Source organism: Pseudomonas rustica (assembly GCF_049959085.1).
GTDB classification, from domain to species: Bacteria; Pseudomonadota; Gammaproteobacteria; order Pseudomonadales; family Pseudomonadaceae; genus Aquipseudomonas; species Aquipseudomonas rustica.
In genome coordinates this window covers 4,040,886-4,060,392 of record NZ_CP188200.1, presented here as the reverse complement: position 1 = coordinate 4,060,392, position 19,507 = coordinate 4,040,886, and the positions used below count along the sequence as shown (strand labels likewise).

General features: G+C 59.6%; 19 protein-coding genes and 1 riboswitch. Of the genes, 10 read left to right on the top strand and 9 right to left on the bottom strand.

Going from position 1 to position 19,507, the window contains the following annotated elements; genetic code table 11:
* Nucleotides 1–37: 37 nt before the first annotated feature.
* A riboswitch (guanidine-I (ykkC/yxkD leader) is annotated at nucleotides 38–138 on the bottom strand.
* A gap of 317 nt (nucleotides 139–455) precedes the next feature.
* Nucleotides 456–863, top strand: coding sequence for a hypothetical protein (locus ACP3TY_RS18380; RefSeq protein WP_212550568.1), 408 nt, complete (start codon nucleotides 456–458; stop codon nucleotides 861–863).
* 58 nt (nucleotides 864–921) lie between these two features.
* Here the strand turns inward: ACP3TY_RS18380 and ACP3TY_RS18375 are convergent, their stop codons facing one another.
* Complete coding sequence (locus tag ACP3TY_RS18375) at nucleotides 922–2,034, bottom strand: enoyl-CoA hydratase/isomerase family protein (protein ID WP_426618145.1); 1,113 nt, start codon at nucleotides 2,032–2,034, stop codon at nucleotides 922–924.
* A 132-nt stretch (nucleotides 2,035–2,166) separates the two neighbouring features.
* Here ACP3TY_RS18375 and ung point away from each other — a divergent pair, with 132 nt between their 5' ends.
* Entirely contained in the window at nucleotides 2,167–2,862 is a 696-nt protein-coding gene (gene ung / locus ACP3TY_RS18370; RefSeq protein WP_053118204.1) for a uracil-DNA glycosylase, read from the top strand.
* A gap of 145 nt (nucleotides 2,863–3,007) precedes the next feature.
* Here ung and ACP3TY_RS18365 read toward each other — a convergent pair whose 3' ends face one another.
* From ACP3TY_RS18365 to ACP3TY_RS18345, 5 genes are all read right to left on the bottom strand, one after another.
* Entirely contained in the window at nucleotides 3,008–4,042 is a 1,035-nt protein-coding gene (locus ACP3TY_RS18365; protein WP_426618144.1) for an AbrB family transcriptional regulator, read from the bottom strand.
* A complete protein-coding gene (locus tag ACP3TY_RS18360) occupies nucleotides 4,035–5,549 on the bottom strand; it encodes a tripartite tricarboxylate transporter permease (RefSeq protein ID WP_400646629.1) in 1,515 nt (504 codons plus the stop codon). Before ACP3TY_RS18360 ends, ACP3TY_RS18365 begins: the two co-directional genes overlap by 8 nt.
* Nucleotide 5,550: 1 nt before the next feature.
* Entirely contained in the window at nucleotides 5,551–6,009 is a 459-nt protein-coding gene (locus tag ACP3TY_RS18355) for a tripartite tricarboxylate transporter TctB family protein (protein ID WP_008083560.1), read from the bottom strand.
* A gap of 56 nt (nucleotides 6,010–6,065) precedes the next feature.
* A complete protein-coding gene (locus tag ACP3TY_RS18350; RefSeq protein WP_053118042.1) occupies nucleotides 6,066–7,043 on the bottom strand; it encodes a Bug family tripartite tricarboxylate transporter substrate binding protein in 978 nt (325 codons plus the stop codon).
* Nucleotides 7,044–7,139: 96 nt separating this feature from the next.
* Nucleotides 7,140–8,432, bottom strand: coding sequence for an OprD family porin (locus ACP3TY_RS18345; protein ID WP_426618143.1), 1,293 nt, complete (start codon nucleotides 8,430–8,432; stop codon nucleotides 7,140–7,142).
* A 236-nt stretch (nucleotides 8,433–8,668) separates the two neighbouring features.
* Here ACP3TY_RS18345 and ACP3TY_RS18340 point away from each other — a divergent pair, with 236 nt between their 5' ends.
* On the top strand, nucleotides 8,669–9,340 hold the full coding sequence (locus ACP3TY_RS18340; protein WP_053118046.1) for a response regulator: 672 nt from the start codon (nucleotides 8,669–8,671) through the stop codon (nucleotides 9,338–9,340).
* Nucleotides 9,333–10,718, top strand: a complete 1,386-nt coding sequence (locus ACP3TY_RS18335) for a sensor histidine kinase (protein ID WP_282355984.1) — start codon at nucleotides 9,333–9,335, stop codon at nucleotides 10,716–10,718. The genes ACP3TY_RS18340 and ACP3TY_RS18335 overlap by 8 nt, the downstream gene beginning before the upstream one ends.
* Before the next feature lie 122 nt (nucleotides 10,719–10,840).
* Here ACP3TY_RS18335 and ACP3TY_RS18330 read toward each other — a convergent pair whose 3' ends face one another.
* The gene (locus tag ACP3TY_RS18330) at nucleotides 10,841–11,662 is read right to left on the bottom strand and encodes an HDOD domain-containing protein (RefSeq protein WP_426618142.1); all 822 of its coding nucleotides are present in this window, start codon (nucleotides 11,660–11,662) and stop codon (nucleotides 10,841–10,843) included.
* A gap of 34 nt (nucleotides 11,663–11,696) precedes the next feature.
* Complete coding sequence (locus ACP3TY_RS18325) at nucleotides 11,697–12,638, bottom strand: YgfZ/GcvT domain-containing protein (RefSeq protein WP_426618141.1); 942 nt, start codon at nucleotides 12,636–12,638, stop codon at nucleotides 11,697–11,699.
* Nucleotides 12,639–12,788: 150 nt separating this feature from the next.
* Between ACP3TY_RS18325 and ACP3TY_RS18320 the strand changes: the two genes are divergently transcribed.
* Both ACP3TY_RS18320 and ACP3TY_RS18315 read left to right on the top strand, forming a co-directional pair.
* A complete protein-coding gene (locus ACP3TY_RS18320; protein ID WP_053118052.1) occupies nucleotides 12,789–13,043 on the top strand; it encodes a succinate dehydrogenase assembly factor 2 in 255 nt (84 codons plus the stop codon).
* Nucleotides 13,027–13,479, top strand: coding sequence for a protein YgfX (locus ACP3TY_RS18315; RefSeq protein WP_426618140.1), 453 nt, complete (start codon nucleotides 13,027–13,029; stop codon nucleotides 13,477–13,479). Before ACP3TY_RS18320 ends, ACP3TY_RS18315 begins: the two co-directional genes overlap by 17 nt.
* Here the strand turns inward: ACP3TY_RS18315 and nadB are convergent.
* Nucleotides 13,448–15,064, bottom strand: coding sequence for an L-aspartate oxidase (nadB, locus tag ACP3TY_RS18310; RefSeq protein WP_426618139.1), 1,617 nt, complete (start codon nucleotides 15,062–15,064; stop codon nucleotides 13,448–13,450). The two genes, ACP3TY_RS18315 and nadB, sit on opposite strands and share 32 nt — an antisense overlap.
* 558 nt (nucleotides 15,065–15,622) lie before the next feature.
* Between nadB and rpoE the strand changes: the two genes are divergently transcribed.
* The 4 genes from rpoE (at nucleotide 15,623) to ACP3TY_RS18290 (ending at nucleotide 19,436) form a co-directional block, all read left to right on the top strand.
* Nucleotides 15,623–16,204: an RNA polymerase sigma factor RpoE gene (rpoE, locus tag ACP3TY_RS18305; protein WP_003172477.1), complete on the top strand. Its 582-nt coding sequence runs from the start codon at nucleotides 15,623–15,625 to the stop codon at nucleotides 16,202–16,204.
* 30 nt (nucleotides 16,205–16,234) lie between these two features.
* Nucleotides 16,235–16,822: a sigma-E factor negative regulatory protein gene (locus tag ACP3TY_RS18300; RefSeq protein WP_053118059.1), complete on the top strand. Its 588-nt coding sequence runs from the start codon at nucleotides 16,235–16,237 to the stop codon at nucleotides 16,820–16,822.
* Between the two features lie 8 nt (nucleotides 16,823–16,830).
* Nucleotides 16,831–17,793 carry a MucB/RseB C-terminal domain-containing protein gene (locus tag ACP3TY_RS18295; RefSeq protein WP_053118061.1) on the top strand — a complete coding sequence of 321 codons (963 nt, stop codon included), beginning with the start codon at nucleotides 16,831–16,833 and terminating at the stop codon, nucleotides 17,791–17,793.
* A 209-nt stretch (nucleotides 17,794–18,002) separates the two neighbouring features.
* The gene (locus ACP3TY_RS18290) at nucleotides 18,003–19,436 is read left to right on the top strand and encodes a DegQ family serine endoprotease (RefSeq protein ID WP_212545212.1); all 1,434 of its coding nucleotides are present in this window, start codon (nucleotides 18,003–18,005) and stop codon (nucleotides 19,434–19,436) included.
* The last annotated feature ends 71 nt before the right edge of the window (nucleotides 19,437–19,507 follow it).

Below are 19,507 nucleotides of genomic sequence, written 5' to 3'. Positions count from 1 at the left end.
GGACAGGAAGGCAACGCGGCACCGCGAACGGTGGCTTGTCTCCCGGGCTTTTGTCCCGCCGTGTAACCTCAACTGGAGGTCGCCAACTCTCGGACCAGCCACTCGCGATTGCGAGCCGGAACCCTAGTCAGCCATTGCAAATTGTGGTGCCGCGAACCTGTGATATGACTCCTGCACGGGTTTGCTAAAGCGAGAGGCGTGCCAAGTCACGGAGAGCGCTCTGGCACGGGGCTGTGGGTCGGATCGGATTTGACGCGAGGACGGGGCGGCGCTTTGTGTTGGTGCGCCGATGCACTGCGATGCAGCGTGGATACCGCACCAATCACTTGTTTCAACTTGTTGCAGAGTCGCACCAGATTCGGAAAACGCTGTCTGATTTTTCGACAGTCACCGATTAAATGACTGTCGCCTGCCAGCGTCGCTGGTGCGGCCAACTCGCGGTCCAGGAGGCCGCCATGTATAGACGAATTCTTCTGCTTGCTGCGTTGATGTTTTCCGTTGCCGGTTGCGCCCCTTACTCCTACGCGGACTCGTATTACAGCTCCGAGGTTTACACGTCACCGGCACCGGCCTACTACAACACAGGCGGCACTTATTACAACGGCGGCAGCCGCTATTACGCCCAGCCGCGTTACTACCAACCGGCACCGCGGTACTACCAGCAACCGCGTTATTACCAATCGGCGCCGCGCCACTATCAACCGGCCCCACGCTACTACGAAAGCCGTCGCTGGCACGGCAATGACCGCGGCAACTGGGACGGCCACCGTCGCGGCGGTTGGGACAATGATCGCCGCGGTCGTGGCAACTACGACCGACATAGCGGCCGCGGCGACCACAACGGACGTGGCAACCGCTGGTAATCACCCGCAAACAGAAAGCGGCGCATGAAGCGCCGCTTTTTTTGTGCCTGCGATTGACTCAGTAAGCGGTTAAATCCGCCAACGGATGCCGACCTTCCCAAACCTTGTGAAAGTGCGCCTCGACCACCGCGTCCGGCACGTTGTTGATGTCCGGCCAGTGCCAGTGCGGTTTCTGATCCTTATCGATCAACCGCGCGCGCACGCCTTCGCTGAATTCCGGGTGCCGACAGCAATTGAGGCTCAGGGTGTATTCCATCTGGAAAACCTCGGCCAGCGACAGATGCCGCGCACGAATGATCTGTTCCCAGACCAGATGCGCGGTCAGCGGCGAGCCTTCGCTCATGGTCTTCGCGGCCCGGGCGATCAATGGATCGCTGCTGTCGCGTTGCAGGCTGATGGCTTTCCAGGCGCAGGCCACGTCGCTGACGTCGAGCAGTTCGTCGATCTGCTGACGACGCGGCAGCCACTGCGCTTCGGGCATTTGCACCACGGCTTCCTGCTGCAAAGCCTTGAGCAGACTGTTGAGCTGCCGATCGATCTGTTCCTGCCAGTTTAGCTGCAGCAGGCCTTCGATCAGTTCCGGTTGCTGTTCGTCGAGCAGGAAGCGGTCGGCCAGATCCAGATCGATCGCATCGCGCCCATTCATGTGCGCGCCGGTCAGGCCGAGGAACAAACCGAGCTTGCCCGGCAGCCGCGCGAGAAACCAACTGGCGCCGACATCCGGATACAGACCAATGGTGATTTCCGGCATCGCCAAACGGCTGCTCGGCGTGACGATCCGCGTGCTCGCGCCTTGCAACAGGCCCATACCGCCACCCAGCACATAACCGTGGCCCCAGCAGATCAGCGGTTTCGGATAAGTATGCAGGTTGTAATCCAATCGATATTCCGCGCTGAAAAACTGCGCGGCCAGTGGCGGCACTTCGCCGGGGTGGGCGCGGCAGGCTTCAACCAGACTGCGCACTTCACCGCCGGCGCAGAAGGCTTTGGTGCCGTTGCCGCGCAGCAATACGCAGACGATTTGTGGATCCTTGGCCCAGGTGTCGAGTTTGTCGCTCAGGGCGTTAATCATCGGCAGGGACAGCGCGTTCAGCGACTTTTCAGCATCCAGGCTGGCGATACCGATGCGGGCGCCGTCGGTGCCGGTGAGTTCTTCGAAGTGCAGATTCATCGTGACCTCGATCGGGAATTTGAACGATCAGTATGATCGTTGTGGGGGAAAGTGCCGGATCTGCATCAGATCAATTGACAAGCGTGGTCGGCTTTCCTAGGGTTCGCCCCATTGTTTTTGCCGGGTATGACCATGACTGCTGACGACCGTATCAAACTCGAACCTAGCTGGAAGGAGGCACTGCGTGCTGAGTTCGACCAGCCCTACATGACAGAGTTGCGCAATTTTCTGCAGCAGGAGCGGGCGGCCGGCAAGGAAATCTACCCGCCGGGGCCGATGATTTTCAATGCCTTGAACTCGACGCCGCTGGAAAAAGTGAAGGTGGTGATCCTCGGCCAGGATCCGTATCACGGCCCGGGTCAGGCCCATGGCCTGTGCTTCTCGGTGCAACCGGGCGTGCCGGCGCCGCCGTCGCTGGTCAACATCTATAAAGAGTTGAAACGCGACCTGAACATCGACATTCCCACTCACGGCTACCTGCAGAGCTGGGCCGATCAGGGCGTGTTGATGATCAACACGACGATGACCGTCGAACGCGCCAACGCCAATGCGCACAAGGACAAGGGTTGGCAGTTTTTCACTGACCGGATCATTGAACTGGTCAGCGAGCGCCAACCGCATCTGGTGTTCATGCTCTGGGGCGCGCATGCACAGAGCAAGCAGAAGCTGATCGACGCGACCAAGCACCTGGTGCTGACGTCGGTGCATCCGTCGCCGTTGTCGGCTTATCGCGGGTTTTTGGGGTGTGGGCACTTTAGCCGGACGAACAAGTTTCTTGAGCAGAATGGCGAAACGCCGATTGAGTGGCGCTTGCCGCCTGTCGCGTAATCTCGTTCCCACGCTCTGCGTGGGAATGCCTCAATGGACGCTCTGCGTCCGCTTGGGACGCGGAGCGTCCCGGGCTGCATTCCCACGCAGAGCGTGGGAACGATCATGTAGGAGTGAGCCTGCTCGCGATGGGGGCAACTCGGTTTTATTCGGGATTGCGATTCCAGTACTTGAACAACGGCTCCGCCAGAAACAGCACAAACAACAACCGCATCACCTGCATCGCCGTCACCAGCGGCACTGACAATTGCAGCGTCTCCGCCGTCAGACTCATCTCGGCAATCCCGCCCGGCATCATGCCCAGCGTCAGCGAGCGCAGATCCAGATGGGTCAGCGCACTCAAACCCAGTGCCGCCAGTGTCGCAATCAACATGGTCAGCGCCGTGCCGATCAACGTCCGCCCCATGAATGAAGGCGCACGCCGAAAGAACTGCCGGTTGAAGTGGCAACCCAAGCCACTACCAATCAACCACTGGCCAATCTGACTGCCGCCATCCGGCAAACCAATGTGCAAATCCCAGGCGATGCTCACCGTCGCACTCACCAGCAATGGCCCGAACAGCCACGGATTGGGTTGGCGCAAACGCTGCCAAAGCCAAGCGAGCAAACCGCCCGCCGGAAACAGAATCGCCAGCCAGCGCCAATCGACGCTGCCAGCATGAGAAATCGGGTTGCCGTCGCCGAGCAAATACTTGAACGCCGCCGGCACGCACAGCACCACCACCAACACCCGCAAACTTTGCCCCGCCGCCACATGGCTAAGCATCGCGCCATTGCGCGCACCGAGGTTGACCATCTCGCCGGAACCGCCGGGCATGCTCGAGAAAAACGCCGTGGCGCGATCCTCACCGGTGCGGCGCATCAACCACACGCCGACCACTGCCGACACACTGGTGACCAGCGCACCGAAGAAGATCAAGCCGAAATGACTGAGCACCTGCTCCATCACCACCGGGGTGAAGTGCAGGCCAATGCCAATCCCGACGATCCACTGGCCACACTTGCGGCCGCCAGGAATCTCGGTGAGCTGCCACGGCGTCAGGCAGCGCACGAGGATGATCGCCAGCAACGAGCCGACCATCCACGGCAGTGGCCAGCCGATCTGGCTGGCGAGGTAACCGCCGAGCAGACCGACCAGCGGGGTTCCCCACCAGGATTTCAGTGAGGCGCGATCAAACATCGGCAATGGCGCGACGCGCGACCGAACGTTTGCGCCAGATGCGGATCAGCGGGAAGGCCAGCATCAGCGCGGTCAGCACCCAGACACCGAAGGTGATCGGGCTCGACCAGAGGATCTCCAGCGCACCGTTGGAAATCGACAACGCACGACGCAGGTTCTGCTCCATCAGACCGCCGAGGATGAAGCCCAGCAGTACCGGCGACAACGGGAAGTCGAGCTTGCGCAGGATGTAACCGAAGATGCCGATGCCGACCATCAGGAACAGGTCGAACGTAGTGGCGTGTACCGCATAAACGCCGATCCCGGTGATGATCGCGATCACCGGCACCAGAGCCCAGTTCGGCACGGCAAGGATGCGGGTGAATATGCGGATCATCGGGATGTTGAGGATCACCAGCATGATGTTGGCAATGAACAACGAAGCGATCAGGCCCCAGACGATGTCCGGTTGTTGCTGGAACAGCAGCGGGCCCGGGGTGATGTTGTACAGCGACAGCGCGCCGATCATCACCGCTGTGGTGCCCGAACCTGGCACACCCAGTGTCAGCATCGGCACCAGTGCGCCACAGGCCGAAGCACCGATGGCGGTTTCCGGCGCGGCAAGGCCACGGGCATCACCCTGACCGAATTTGCCGCTGGCACCGGCGATGCGTTTTTCGGTCATGTACGCCACGGCGCTGGCCAGCGTCGCGCCAGCACCCGGCAACACGCCCATGATGAAGCCAAGCAGGCCGCAGCGAATGTTCACCACGAACACCGACGAGGCTTCCTTGAAGTTGAACATCATCCGCCCGGTGGCTTTCACCGCTTCCTGACCGCGATGAGTTTTCTCCAGCAGCAACAGAATCTCGCTGATCGAAAACAGGCCCAACACCAGCACGACGAATTGAATGCCGTCAGTCAGGTGAATGTTGTCGCCGGTAAAGCGGTAAACGCCGCTGTTGGCGTCGATGCCAACGCTCGACAGGAACAGGCCGATCAACGCCGCAATGAAGGTTTTCAACGGTCGATCACCGGCCATGCCGCCGAGACAGACAATCGCAAACACCATCAACACGAAGTATTCCGCCGGGCCGAAGGCTATCGCCCATTTCGCCAGCAGCGGGGCGAACAGCACCATGCCGCAAGTGGCGATAAATGCACCGATGAACGAACTCCACGCCGACAACGACAGCGCTACACCGGCCAGACCTTTGCGGGCCATCGGGTAACCGTCGAGGGTGGTCATCACCGTCGATGCTTCGCCCGGAATGTTCAGCAGGATCGAGCTGATCCGCCCGCCGTATTCGCAGCCCAGATACACCGCTGCCAACAGAATCAGCGCCGATTCCGGCGGCAAACCAAGAGCAAAGGCAATCGGGATCAGCAGTGCCACGCCGTTGATCGGGCCGAGGCCCGGCAGCAAGCCAACGACGGTGCCGATCAGCGTGCCGGTCAGGGCTGTGACCAGGTTGTACGGGCTCAGCGCGACGCCGAAGCCTTGGCCCAAATAACCGAGGGTATCCATATCAGTTCTCCAGCACGTCGAGCAGGCCAAGGGGCAGCGGAACGTCCATCACACGGTCGAACAGCAGGTACAGACCGATGGCCATCAGCGTGGTCACCACGATGCTCGGCATCCAGCGACCGCCATACAGGCGCGCCATCGGAATGCCGATGAGGATGCTGCTGAGGATGAAACCCAGCGGTTCGAACAGACCGGCGAACACCAGCAGCAGGGCGACGCAGATAGCAATCTTGGTCAGGGTTTCGCGATCCAGTGGCGGCTCGTCATCGCTGTGTTTGATCGGCGCCGGGCGAAATACCATGTACAACAGTGCCGCGCCCATCAGACCGAGCATCAGCAGCGGGAAGGCGCGCGGGCCGACCGGTTCGTAGGAAAAAGCCGCTTGGTACGGCCATGCCATCAGTGCCAGGCCGACACAGACCAGCAACAGCACCGAGGCGAAAATGCGTTGAATAAGCATGGGAGCTCCTGTGCCGCGTCCCCGCAATCGGGAACGCAGCCGCTAGACAGAGGCGATCACTGGATCAGGCCGAACTCTTTGGCCAGCACTTTGTAGTCGGCAACTTGCTTCTTCACGTAGGTGTCCAGCTCCGGGCCAGTCATGGCGAACGGGAACAGTTCACGCTGATCGCGCAGCTTGGCGAACTCGTCGGATGCCAGCAGTTTGTCGAACGAGTCTTTCCACCAGGCGTAGTCTTCGTCGCTGACTTTTGGCCCCAGGTAGAACCCGCGCACCACCGGCCAGACGATGTCGTAGCCTTGCTCGCGAGCGGTCGGGATGTCTTTCATTTCCGGCTCGTCGAGGCGCTTGTCGGAGAACACCGCGAGCAAACGCATGTCGCCACTTTGAATGTGCGGCATGGAGTCGGAGATGTCGGTACTGCCGACCTGGATGTGGCCGCCGAGCAGGGCGGTAGCGATTTCGCCACCACCTTCGAGGGCGACGTAACGCAACTCACGCGGGTTGATCCCGGCTGCCTTGGCGATCAGCGCGGTTTGCATCCAGTCCTGGCTGCCGACGGTGCCGCCGGAACCGATCACCACCGAGCCTGGATCTTTCTTCAGCGCTTGAACGAGATCGTCGAGGGTCTTGTAGGGAGAATCGTTTTTCACTGCGATGGCGCCGTAGCTGGTGCCGACGGCTGCCAGCCAACGCACGTTGGTTTCATCGAAACGACCAAACTTGCCTTGGGCCAGGTTCAACAACGAACCGCTCGACCACGCCACCAGCGTGCCGGCATCGGCCGGACGCTGAGCGACCACCGCGTTGTACGCCACCGCGCCGACACCGCCGGGCATGTAGGTCACGCGCATCGGTTTGCTCAGCAGTTTCTGATTGACCAGTGCGCTCTGCACCAGTTTGCAGGTCAGGTCAAAACCACCGCCGGGCGAGGCCGGGGCGATACACTCCGGACGTTTCGGTTCGGCCATCAACTGCCCGGCCACCAGCATCATGCCGGCCGCTAAAGCAACTTTACGCAGTGAAAAATTCATTGGTCTCTCCACGATTTCTTGTTGTAAGGACTTTTTGTGTAGGAGCTGCCGAAGGCTGCGATCTGTTGATCTTTCAACCCCCAACATTTCAATCAATTACCAAAGAGCAACGCTATAGCTCACCAGCAACCGCACTTCATCCGCATCGCGAGCCGAGTAATTGGAACGGTAAGTGGCATTCCTCAAACGCACGGCGACATCCTTCAAAGCGCCGCTTTGTACTACATATTTGATCTCGGTGTTGCGCTCCCACTCCTTGCCTTCCTCGCCGGTCTTGAGCTTGATGTTGTCACCGCCCAAGTAGCGGCTCATGAAGGTCAGGCCGGGGATGCCGAGTTTGGCGAAGTCGAAGTCGTAACGTGCCTGCCAGGAGCGTTCTTCCGCGCCGGCGAAGTCGTTGATCTGCACGAAGTTGACCAGATACGGGTCGCTGCCATCGACATACGGGAACGCGCTATCGCCGGACATGTGTTGATAACCGGCGCTGAACTTGTGGCCGCTCAGTGCATAGCTGACCAGACCGTTGAGCGAGCGGTTGTCGATCTCGCCACCACGGGCCGCGCCCTGATCATCACTGACGGCGAAACGCAGATCAGTGGCAAACGTGCCCGGGCCCATCGGCCGCGAGGCGACCAGGCCGAAGAAGTGCTGGTTGTAGACTTCGTCGAGTTGCGCGAAGTGGTAACTGCCGGTGATTTTGTCGGTGAACTTGTAATCGACGCCGCCAAAGTCGAAGTGCTTGCCGGCAGCGGTACCGGCGAAACGGCTGTTCTTGTTGTTGAGGGCAATGTCCTCGAAATCGGTGCTGTCTCGATCCTTGGCCTTCTCCAGTCGGCCACCGGTGAAGGTCAGGTTTTTGATCTCTTTGGAGGTCAGCAAACCGCCTTCAAAGGTCTGCGGCAGGATGCGTCCGTCGTTCGGTTTGAGGATCGGCAGCTCAGGAATCAGGCTGCCGATTTTCAGTTCGGTGGCGGAGATTTTCACTTTGCCGGTCAGGCCGAGCTTGGAGTATTCGTCCGCCGCGCGTCCGTCATCGTGGGTCGGCAGCAGGCCGGTGCCGGTGCGATCCGGGCTGGAATCGAGTTTGACGCCGAGCATGCCCAGCGCATCGACACCAAAACCGACGGTGCCGTCGGTGTATCCCGATTGCAGATTGAGCATGAAGCCCTGAGCCCATTCGTCACGCTTGGATTGCTGGGCGCTGGTGCCATCGCGGAAGTCGCGGTTGAAATACATGTTGCGGGTTTCGAAGGTGGCGCTGCTGTCTTCAATGAAGTCGGCAAAACTCAGCGGCGAAAAACCGGCAAGGGCGGCGGCACTGGCGAGGGCGGTGTGGCTGAAACGGGAAGGGCGAACAGGCGTGAATGCCTGAGGCTGCATGGACGGCATGCGGGTGTACTCCGTTTATTGTTCTTATTGGTCGAAAACGCTTCGTGGCGTTTTTCGTATCGCTGTGTGGCAGCAGCGACGGCAGTCGGGACTGTCCGTGGGCCGACTCTAACCGGCTAACCTTTCACTAACCTTTCAGCTGACTTTCACGGTTTTCGGGCTTCACAGCGGCGGTTGCGGCTGTAAACTCCGCGGCAAAGAGTGGCGTCGGCCATCCCTGAACGAGGTAAAAATCCATGCGTGTCCTGCTCGTCGAAGACCATCTGCAACTGGCCGAAAGTGTTGCCCAGGCGCTCAAGAGCACCGGTCTGACCGTGGACGTGTTGCACGATGGCGTGGCCGCTGATCTGGCCTTGAGCAGCGAGGAGTACGCCGTGGCGATCCTCGATGTCGGCCTGCCGCGCATGGACGGTTTTGAAGTGCTGGCGCGGTTGCGCGCACGCGGCAAAAACCTGCCGGTGCTGATGCTGACCGCGCGCAGTGATGTGAAAGATCGCGTGCACGGTCTCAATCTCGGCGCTGACGATTACCTCGCCAAACCGTTCGAACTGACAGAGCTCGAGGCGCGAGTCAAAGCCTTGCTGCGCCGCAGTGTGCTCGGTGGCGAGCGTCAGCAGCGCTGCGGCGTGCTGGCCTATGATCTCGACACGCGACGCTTCAGTCTCGGCGAAGAATTGCTGACGCTGACCTCCCGCGAGCAAGCCGTACTGGAAGCGCTGATCGCCCGACCGGGCCGCGTGATGAGCAAGGAACAATTGGCCGCGCAGGTGTTCGGTCTCGACGAAGAAGCCAGCCCCGACGCCATCGAAATCTACGTGCATCGCTTGCGCAAAAAACTCGATGGTCAACCCGTAGCGATCGTCACCTTCCGCGGCCTCGGTTACCTGCTGGAAAGCCGTGATGCATAAGCCCAGCAGCCTGCGCTGGCGGTTGCTGTGGAACCTCGCGTTGTTGCTGGTGGTGTTGATGCTCGCCAGCGGATTGAGCGCTTACTGGAACGGTCGCGAAGCCGCCGACACTGCCTACGACCGCACGCTGCTGGCCTCGGCGCGCACCATCGCCGCAGGGTTGTCGCAACGCGATGGCAGCCTCAGTGCCGATGTGCCTTACGTGGCCCTCGATACCTTCGCCTACGACAGCGCCGGGCGTATCTATTACCAGGTGAACGACATCCATCAGAAGCTGATTTCCGGTTATGAGAATCTGCCCGGCCCGCCACCGGGCACGCCTCGAACTGACAGTTATCCGGCGCTGGCACGTTTTTACAACGCCACCTACAAAGGCCAAAACGTACGCGTGGTCAGCCTGCTGAAAGCCGTTACCGAACCGAACATGAACGGCATGGCGGAAATCCGTGTGGCCGAAACCGACGAGGCGCGCGTGAGCATGGCGCGCAGTCTGGCCGCCGATACTTTGCTGCGTCTGGGCATGTTGGCGATTGGCGCATTGTTGTTGGTCTGGTTTGCTGTCAGTGCGGCGTTGCGCCCGCTGGAGCGTCTGCGCACGGCGGTGGAAGAGCGTCAGCCCGATGATTTGCGGCCATTGCCGCTGGTTGAAGTGCAGCATGAGTTGTGGCCGTTGGTGCGCGGGCTCAACCATTTCACCGAGCGGTTGCGCGTGCAGTTCGAGCGTCAGGCGCAGTTCATTGCCGATGCCGCGCATGAGTTGCGCACACCGTTGGCCGCACTGAAGGCGCGACTTGAGTTGGGCCTGCGCTCGAACGAGCCCGAGACGTGGCGCACGACCTTGGAATCTTCAGCGCAAAGCACCGATCGCCTGACGCATCTGGCCAACCAGTTGCTGTCGCTGGCCCGTGTTGAAAACGGTGCGCGGGCGATTGCCGAGGGTGGCGCGCAGTTACTCGACCTTAGCCAGTTGGCGCGAGAGTTGGGCATGGCCATGGCACCGCTAGCGCACAAACGCGGTGTTGCGTTGGCATTGGAAGCGGACGAGCCTGTGTGGTTGCGCGGTGAGCCGACGTTGCTCAATGAGTTGCTGAGCAATCTGGTGGATAACGCGTTGGCGCACACACCGCCGGGCGGCAATGTGATTCTGCGCGTGACGGCGCCGGCGGTGCTTGAGGTTGAAGACGACGGGCCGGGAATTCCGCTGGAAGAGCGTGATCGCGTGTTTGAAAGGTTTTACCGGCGCAATCAGCAGGTGGCCGGGTCAGGGTTGGGATTGGCGATTGTCGGCGAGATTTGCCGGGCGCATCTGGCGCAGATCAGTCTGCATGATGGCGAGGAGGCGGGGTTGAAGGTGCGGGTGAGTTTTGTTGCCGGGTGATTGCGGCGCCTTTGATGGCCCCTTCGCGAGCAGGCTCGCTCCCACAGGGGTTTTGTGTACGACACAGATCCAATGTGGGAGCGAGCCTGCTCGCGAAGGGCGCGCCTCGGTCCTGGATCAGATCAGTAAAACATCGACCGCGATTCTTCCAGATCCACGCACAGCGCTCTGTTCTCCGGATCAATCCCCAACTTCCTGAACGCCGGCACACTCGCCAGATCAATCCGCGCAAACGGATGATCGGTGCCTTTACGGCAATGCAGATTCGCCACCTGCACCAGATCGACATAATCAATCTGCGTCGAATCGCGTTTGAAATCCTGATAACGCCCTGGCAATTCCACCAGCCGTTCCGGAAACTCCCAGACCCGCAGCAATTTGTCACCGAGCAACGGATGAATGCGCTCGATCACATGGTTGAGGCTGACCGGATCCGACAGCAACTCGTAGTGATCTTCGGCATAAGTCAGAATCGGCAGCACACCAATCTGATGCACCAGCCCGCCCAGCGCCGCTTGATCCGGCTTGAGCTGGGTGTAGCGGCGGCACAGCGCGTAGCTGACTCCGGCGATTTCCAGACTGCTGCGCCAGACTTCGCGCATTTTCTGTTCGACCACTTCGGAGCGGGCATGGAAAATCTGCTCCATCACCAGACCGATCGCCAGGTTGCTGCTGTAGTTGATGCCCAGCCGCGTGATTGCGGTGTGCAGGTCGGTCACTTCCTGCGCGGCGCGCAGTAGCGGGCTGTTGACCACTTTGATCAGGCGCGCCGACAGTGCGGTGTCGCGACCGATGACTTTGCTCAGGTCGCTGACACTGATTTCCGGATCTTCAGCAGCCTTGCGAATTTGCAGGGCCACTTCCGGCAACGTTGGCAGAACCAGGTCATCGTTATCGATGGCCTCAACCAAATCCCGTTGGACCTTTTCCGCCAGTTCGCTCATTTGGACTCTCTAGGGTGTTGCAACCAGGCTGCGATCAACGCTGGATTTCGCGGTCGCGATCCAGTTCGTAGGGCAAATCGAGCACTTGCAACGCAGGCCCTTCAAGGCTGCCCAGATGCAGATCGCCCGCTTCGGCAGCTTCGGCCTGCAGCACCGCCAGGAGTTCAATGTTTTGCTCGGCGTTGGCGGCCAGCACCACTTCACCGATGGAGCTGTTGTGGCTCGGCGCGAACAGCTGTGTGCCAGGCTCTGGCAGTTCGCTCGCGTCCAGGCTCAAGCGATACAGGCGACGTTTTAGTTTGCCGAGGTACTGCATGCGCGCGACGATTTCCTGGCCGGTGTAGCAGCCTTTCTTGAAGCTCACGCCACCGACGGCTTGCAGATTGAGCATCTGCGGAATGAACAGCTCACGGGTGCTCGGCATGACCTGACCGATGCCGGCGCGGATCTGGCCCAGCAGCCATTGATTCAATGCGGCTTCTGGCAGTGCGGCGGACAGTTTGGTTTTGATTGCATCGGCTTGATCGGCCGGTACCCACAGTTCGGCGCGATCCGGCGAGACGCGAATCGCAATCAACCCTTCGTTGCGCACGACACTGTCGGTTTCTGCCGGCAAGTCCAGACCAAGGCTGCTCAGGGCAGCGTCAGCGTGCGCCAGACCAAAACGCACCCAAGCGGCGCTTTCGTCGTTCAGTTTCGATTTGGAGAACACCGCGTATTTTTTCAGATCGGCCAGTTGCGGCTCGAGCAACTCACTGGCCATCGCCAGCACCACGCCGTCACCTTCGAGCAGAATGCGGAAACTCGACTGCATCCGGCCTTTCTGCGTGCAGCGCGCGCCAAGGCTGGCCTTGGTGTCACTGAGGTAATTGAGGTTGCAGGTCAGCTGGCCTTGCAGGAATTTTCCAGCATCCGCGCCGCGAACCGCGAGAACGCCTTCATGAGACAGGGTGCAGAAAAAAGCAGAATCGGCCATGGGTCTTCGCAGGGTAAAAAGTCTGGGGCACATCATAAGGGTGCGTTGTTGAAATGGGTAGTTGATAAAGGATCGGTGGTGCCCGACCAAAGCCGACTGTGCGACCCGCTTGGGGGCTGTATACTTGCCGCCAAATTTGAGGAGGGCCCCATGGTCGAACAAGTTGAACTGAATCGCCTCTTTTGGCACAGCCGTCGCGGCATGCTTGAGCTTGACGTGTTGCTGGTGCCGTTCGTGAAGGAGGTCTACGCGACGTTGAATCAGGTGGATCGCGATCTGTATGTGCGTCTGCTGACGTGCGAGGATCAGGACATGTTCGGCTGGTTCATGGAGCGCAGCGAGTCTGAAGATCCGGAACTGCAGCGCATGGTTCGCATGATCCTGGATCGTGTCCAGCCCAAGTAATACGTTCGAATGCCGCTGGCATGCCTCACGGCAGTTGCTGGCGGCGTATCTGTTGGCCCAGGCGTTAGCCTTGGGTTCGTTGTTTCTTCTATCTATTCCACTCTGGGCCCATCTGCTCGGGGCTTCTGCTTGTCTGCTGCATGGCGTTTGGGTGTTGCCACGGCAGATCCTGCTGAGTCATCCACGAGCATTCTGCGGATTGCGCCGTGATGCCGATGGCTGGCAATTGTGGAATCGTGCGGATGGCTGGCAAGCGGTGCAGCTGCGCCCGGACAGTCTGGCGCTGCCATTGATCGTGGTGCTGCGCTTTCGTTTGCGCGGCGAGTGGCGGGTCAGATCGATCTGTGTGCCGCGAGATTCGCAGGTCGCCGATGTGCATCGACGCCTGCGAGTGCGGCTCAAGTTCAGCCGGCGTAGGTGGGCGGTATCAGAATAGTGTCGAGCGCTTCGGGCTGCAGATTCGGGTAGTCGAGGGTGTAATGCAGACCGCGACTTTCCTTGCGCTCCATGGCTGAGCTGATCATCAATTCCGCCACTTGCGCCAGATTGCGCAGCTCGATCAGGTCGCGGCTGACTTTATAGTTGCTGTAGAACTCGTCGATCTCGTCCAGCAGCAAACGCACGCGGTGCTGCGCCCGTTGCAGACGCTTGTTGGTGCGCACGATGCCGACGTAGTCCCACATGAATCGGCGCAGCTCATCCCAGTTGTGCGCAATGATCACGTCTTCGTCGGAGTCAGTGACCTGGCTGGCATCCCAGACGGGCAGGGCGCTTGGCGCATCGATATCGTCGAGTTGCGCAAGAATGTCCGCCGCCGCCGAACGGGCATAGACGAAGCATTCCAGCAGCGAGTTGCTGGCCATGCGGTTGGCGCCGTGCAGGCCGGTGAAACTGGTTTCGCCGATCGCATACAAACCCGGCACATCGGTGCGGCCTTGCTGATCGACCATCACGCCGCCACAGGTGTAATGCGCGGCGGGGACGACCGGGATGGGCTGTTTAGTGATGTCGATGCCGAAACCGAGGCAGCGCTCATAAACAGTCGGGAAGTGGCTTTTGATGAATTCTTCGGGTTTGTGGCTGATGTCGAGATAGACGCAGTCGACGCCCAGACGCTTCATTTCATGGTCGATGGCGCGGGCGACGATGTCGCGCGGGGCCAGTTCGGCGCGCTTGTCGAAGCGGTACATGAAGCGTTCGCCGTTGGGCAGCTTCAGATGGGCGCCTTCGCCACGCAGGGCTTCGGTAATAAGGAAGCTTTTCGCTTGCGGGTGATACAGGCAGGTCGGGTGAAACTGGTTGAATTCCAGATTCGCCACGCGGCAGCCCGAACGCCAGGCCATGGCGATGCCGTCGCCGCAAGCGCCATCGGGGTTGCTGGTATAGAGGTAGACCTTGGCGGCGCCGCCCGACGCGAGGATCACGAATCGTGCGCCGTAGGTGTCGACTTCGCCAGTCTTGCGGTTCAGCACATAAGCGCCGAGGCAACGATCGCCGTCCATGCCCAAGCGGCGCTCGGTAATCAGATCAACGGCAACCCGCTGTTCGAGCAATTCGATGTTCGAGCGCTCTTTGGCTTGGGCCAGAAGGGTTTTGAAGATCGCCGCGCCGGTGGCGTCAGCGGCGTGGATGATGCGCCGATGACTGTGGCCGCCTTCGCGGGTCAGGTGGAATTCGAATCCACCGTCTTCAGTGCCGGACTGTTCGTCGCGGGTGAATGGCACACCTTGGTCAATCAGCCACTGAATGGCTTCACGGCTGTGTTCGACGGTGAAACGCACGGCGTCTTCATGGCACAGACCGCCGCCAGCATTCAGGGTGTCGTCGACGTGGGATTCGACAGTATCGGTATCGTCCAGCACGGCGGCAACGCCACCCTGGGCCCAGAAGGTCGAACCGTTGGCGAGATCGCCCTTGCTCAATACGGCAATGCGCAAATGACCCGGCAGGGTCAGCGCGAGACTCAAACCGGCAGCGCCGCTGCCAATGACCAGAACATCATGTTGGAATTGTTGGCTCATTACAGGATTCCGCTCAAAGCGACCCGGGTCGGGGGTGGCGCGATTCGCCTGGATCGGCGAGTCAAGTCAGCCACACAGCCCACTAGTATATAGAGGGGTGGGGCGGCACAATAGCCGGGCCTATATGGCATTGTGAAACTACTGTGACGGGAAAAACCGGGTGCTTCGTCGGAAGTTTTTTTCGCCGGTTTTGGGAAAAGACGACTGTATCGGCGCTGAAACAGCTTTTTTCCGCCCAGGGTTGCCCAATGTCGGGTGGGTACGGCTATAAATAATTGGAACTTTTGCCAAAGGCCCAAGATCAATAGTCGGTGCCAGAAACAAGGGACGTGTCGGCTTCAGTGCGGAATCTGCGGTTGGATTCCTGCCCGGCGAAACCGATAACAAGATTATTCGCGCAGCCGGTTCATCCCGTGCTGCGTTTTTCGTGCGTGCCAAATCAGAGCCCGCAGGAAACTTGCCTGGAGGGGGAGAACTTTTGCGAAAAGCCCGAGTCTATGTTTGCAAGTCTGGTCGTTTAGTTATGCAAGTCTCCTTCGGGCTTATCGAGGAGTGTTCATGCTAACCCAGGAAGAGGATCAGCAGCTGGTCGAGCGCGTTCAACGCGGCGACAAGCGAGCTTTCGATCTGTTGGTGCTGAAATATCAGCACAAGATTCTCGGGTTGATCGTGCGTTTTGTGCACGACACCCATGAAGCCCAGGACGTGGCTCAGGAAGCCTTTATCAAGGCGTATCGAGCACTTGGAAACTTTCGCGGCGACAGTGCGTTTTATACGTGGCTGTACCGTATTGCCATTAACACGGCAAAGAACTACCTGGTTTCTCGCGGTCGTCGGCCGCCGGATAGCGATGTAAGTTCAGAGGATGCGGAGTTCTACGACGGCGATCACGGCCTCAAGGATCTCGAATCACCAGAACGTGCGTTGCTGCGGGATGAGATCGAAGGCACCGTCCATCGAACCATCCAGCAACTGCCAGAGGATTTGCGTACGGCGTTAACTTTACGTGAATTCGATGGTCTGAGTTACGAGGACATTGCGAGCGTCATGCAGTGTCCGGTGGGTACCGTGCGCTCCCGGATTTTCCGCGCTCGGGAGGCCATCGATAAAGCCCTGCAGCCGTTGTTGCAGGAAAACTGAGACAGCGGCGATAGCCAAGAGAGGAACGCCATGAGTCGTGAAGCCCTGCAGGAATCGCTGTCCGCAGTGATGGATAACGAAGCGGACGAACTGGAATTGCGTCGAGTGATTAATGCACTTGATGACGTCGAAACCCGTGAGACCTGGGCTCGTTACCAGATCGCTCGGGCAGCCATGCACAAGGATCTGCTGCTGCCACGTCTGGATATCGCTGCGGCAGTGTCTGCTGCGCTGGAAGACGAAACGGCTCCGGCCAAAGTATCCCGCAGCCCATGGCGCAACCTTGGCCGTCTGGCTGTTGCAGCCTCGGTAACTGTTGCCGTTCTGGCCGGTGTTCGCCTGTACAACCAGGACGAAATCGCTGGTGTTGAACTGGCTCAGCAAAGCAACCAGACAACCCTGGCCACCCCTCAGGTGAAAGGCCCGGCTGTTCTGGCAGGCTACAGCGAGAGCTCGGAAGCCACTGGCCCTATGGCCAACGGCGTACTGCAAGGTCAGCCAGGCTGGCACGATCAGCGTCTGCCAGGTTACCTGCGTCAGCACGCTCAGCAGGCTGCATTGAAAGGTACTGAAAGCGCGCTGCCATACGCACGTGCCGCAAGCCTGGAAAACCGTTAAGGAGGATCATGCGCGCCATACCTCTACTTTCGCTTCTGCTCAGTGGCTGGTTCATTGTTCCAGCCCATGCCGATGAGGCCCAGGACTGGTTGACCCGTCTGGGCCAGGCCGAGCAGCAGCAAAGCTTTCACGGTACTTTTGTTTACGAGCGTAACGGTAGTTTTTCTACCCATAACATCTGGCATCGCGTCCAGAACGGTCAAGTCCGCGAGCGTTTGCTTCAGCTCGACGGCTCGGCTCAGGAGGTCGTGCGCATTGATGGACACACTCAATGCGTCAGCGGCACCCTGATCGCGGGGCTGGGGGATTCTCCCAACTCGACCGCTCGTGCCCTGGATCCTAAAAAGCTGAAAAACTGGTATGACCTTGCTGTCATCGGCAAGTCGCGCGTGGCCGGTCGCGATGCAGTGATTGTTTCACTGACGCCTCGCGATCAGCACCGTTACGGTTTTGAATTGCATCTGGATAAACAGACGGGCCTGCCGCTCAAGTCATTGCTGTTGAATGACAAGGGTCAGTTGCTCGAACGTTTCCAGTTCACCAGTCTCGATACCGACGAAGTCCCGTCCGACAAAGACTTGCAAGCCGATGCCGGTTGCAAGGCTGTGACGCTGGACAGCGACAAGGCCTCCGCCGTCAAGACCGCCCAGGTCTGGCGTTCGGACTGGTTGCCGCCCGGTTTCGAACTGACCAGCAGCACCTCGCACAAAGATCCGCAAACCAAAACACAGGTCAACAGCCTGATGTATGACGATGGCCTGGCACGTTTTTCGGTGTTCCTTGAACCGTTGAACGGCGCGACCGTCACCGACACCCGGACTCAACTGGGCCCGACCGTTGCCGTTTCCCGTCGCCTGACTACACCCGAAGGCGAAATGATGGTGACCGTGGTTGGCGAGATTCCAATCGGCACCGCCGAACGGATCGCCTTGTCGATGCGAAACGACAGTGCCGCCACCAGCAAGCAGTGAGCTGATTCCAGTCACTACCACTTCTTCGTCGAGACGGAGATGAAATGTTTGCTGAGCATTTTCATTTGCAAATAAGCCGAAAATTTTTTATAGGTCAGAGCCTCACGGCTCTGGCCTTGTAGTTGTTCCTGGAATAAAAGCGCCAGCCTGTGGTTGCCGGTGATTCTTGTTCCATATCGCTTAAACCTGCTCGTCGTAACGGGAGCTGTATGTCGATACCTAGCTTGAAATCTTATCTGTCCATTTTTGCCACCGTGCTATTGCTCGGTCAGGCGGTGCCTGCTGCACAAGCAGCCGACCTGCCGGACTTCACGCAACTGGTCGAACAAGCGTCGCCGGCCGTGGTGAACATCAGTACCACGCAGAAACTGCCGGATCGCAAAGTGAACCAGCAGATGCCGGATCTGGAAGGCTTGCCGCCGATGCTGCGCGAGTTCTTCGAGCGCGGCATGCCGCCTCAGCAGCGCTCGCCGGGCGGTGGTGGTCGTCAGCGTGAAGCGCAGTCGCTGGGTTCAGGCTTCATCATTTCCCCGGATGGCTACATCCTGACCAACAACCATGTGATCGCTGATGCAGACGAAATTCTCGTGCGTCTGGCTGATCGCAGCGAAATGAAAGCCAAGCTGATCGGCACCGACCCGCGTTCCGACGTGGCCCTGCTGAAAATCGAAGGCAAAGACCTGCCAGTACTCAAACTCGGCAAATCCCAGGATCTGAAAGCCGGCCAGTGGGTTGTCGCGATCGGTTCGCCATTCGGCTTTGACCACACCGTGACCCAAGGCATCGTCAGCGCCGTCGGCCGCAGTCTGCCGAACGAAAACTACGTGCCATTCATCCAGACCGACGTGCCGATCAACCCGGGCAACTCCGGTGGCCCGCTGTTCAACCTGAACGGTGAAGTGGTCGGCATCAACTCGCAGATCTACACCCGTTCCGGTGGCTTCATGGGCGTGTCGTTCGCCATCCCGATCGACGTGGCGATGGACGTTTCCAATCAGCTGAAGAGCGGTGGCAAGGTCAGCCGTGGCTGGTTGGGTGTGGTCATCCAGGAAGTGAACAAGGATCTGGCCGAGTCGTTCGGTCTGGAGAAGCCGGCCGGTGCGCTGGTTGCACAGATTCAGGATGACGGCCCGGCAGCCAAGGGCGGCCTGCAAGTCGGCGACGTGATTCTGAGCATGAATGGTCAGCCGATCGTTATGTCTGCTGACCTGCCGCACCTGGTTGGCGCACTGAAGGCTGGCGCCAAAGCCAATCTGGAAGTGATTCGTGAAGGCAAGCGCAAGAACGTCGAACTGACTGTTGGCGCCATCCCGGACGAAGACAAAGAACTGGATGCACTGCCGAAGTCCGGCGCTGAAACCACCAGCAATCGTCTCGGTGTTGCCGTGGGCGAGCTGACCGCCGAGCAGAAGAAAACCTACGACCTCAAAGGTGGTGTGGTGATCAAGGAAGTGCAGGACGGCCCAGCTGCCCTGATCGGTCTGCAACCGGGTGACGTCATCACGCACCTGAACAACCAGGCCATCGGCTCCACCAAGGAGTTCGGCGAGATCGCCAAAGCGTTGCCGAAGAATCGTTCGGTGTCGATGCGCGTTCTGCGTCAGGGTCGTGCGAGCTTCATCACCTTCAAACTGGCTGAATAAACCAGCGGCAAGGTCAAAAAGAAACCGCCTCGAAAGAGGCGGTTTTTTTTGTGTCCGAAGATTTTGTGTCG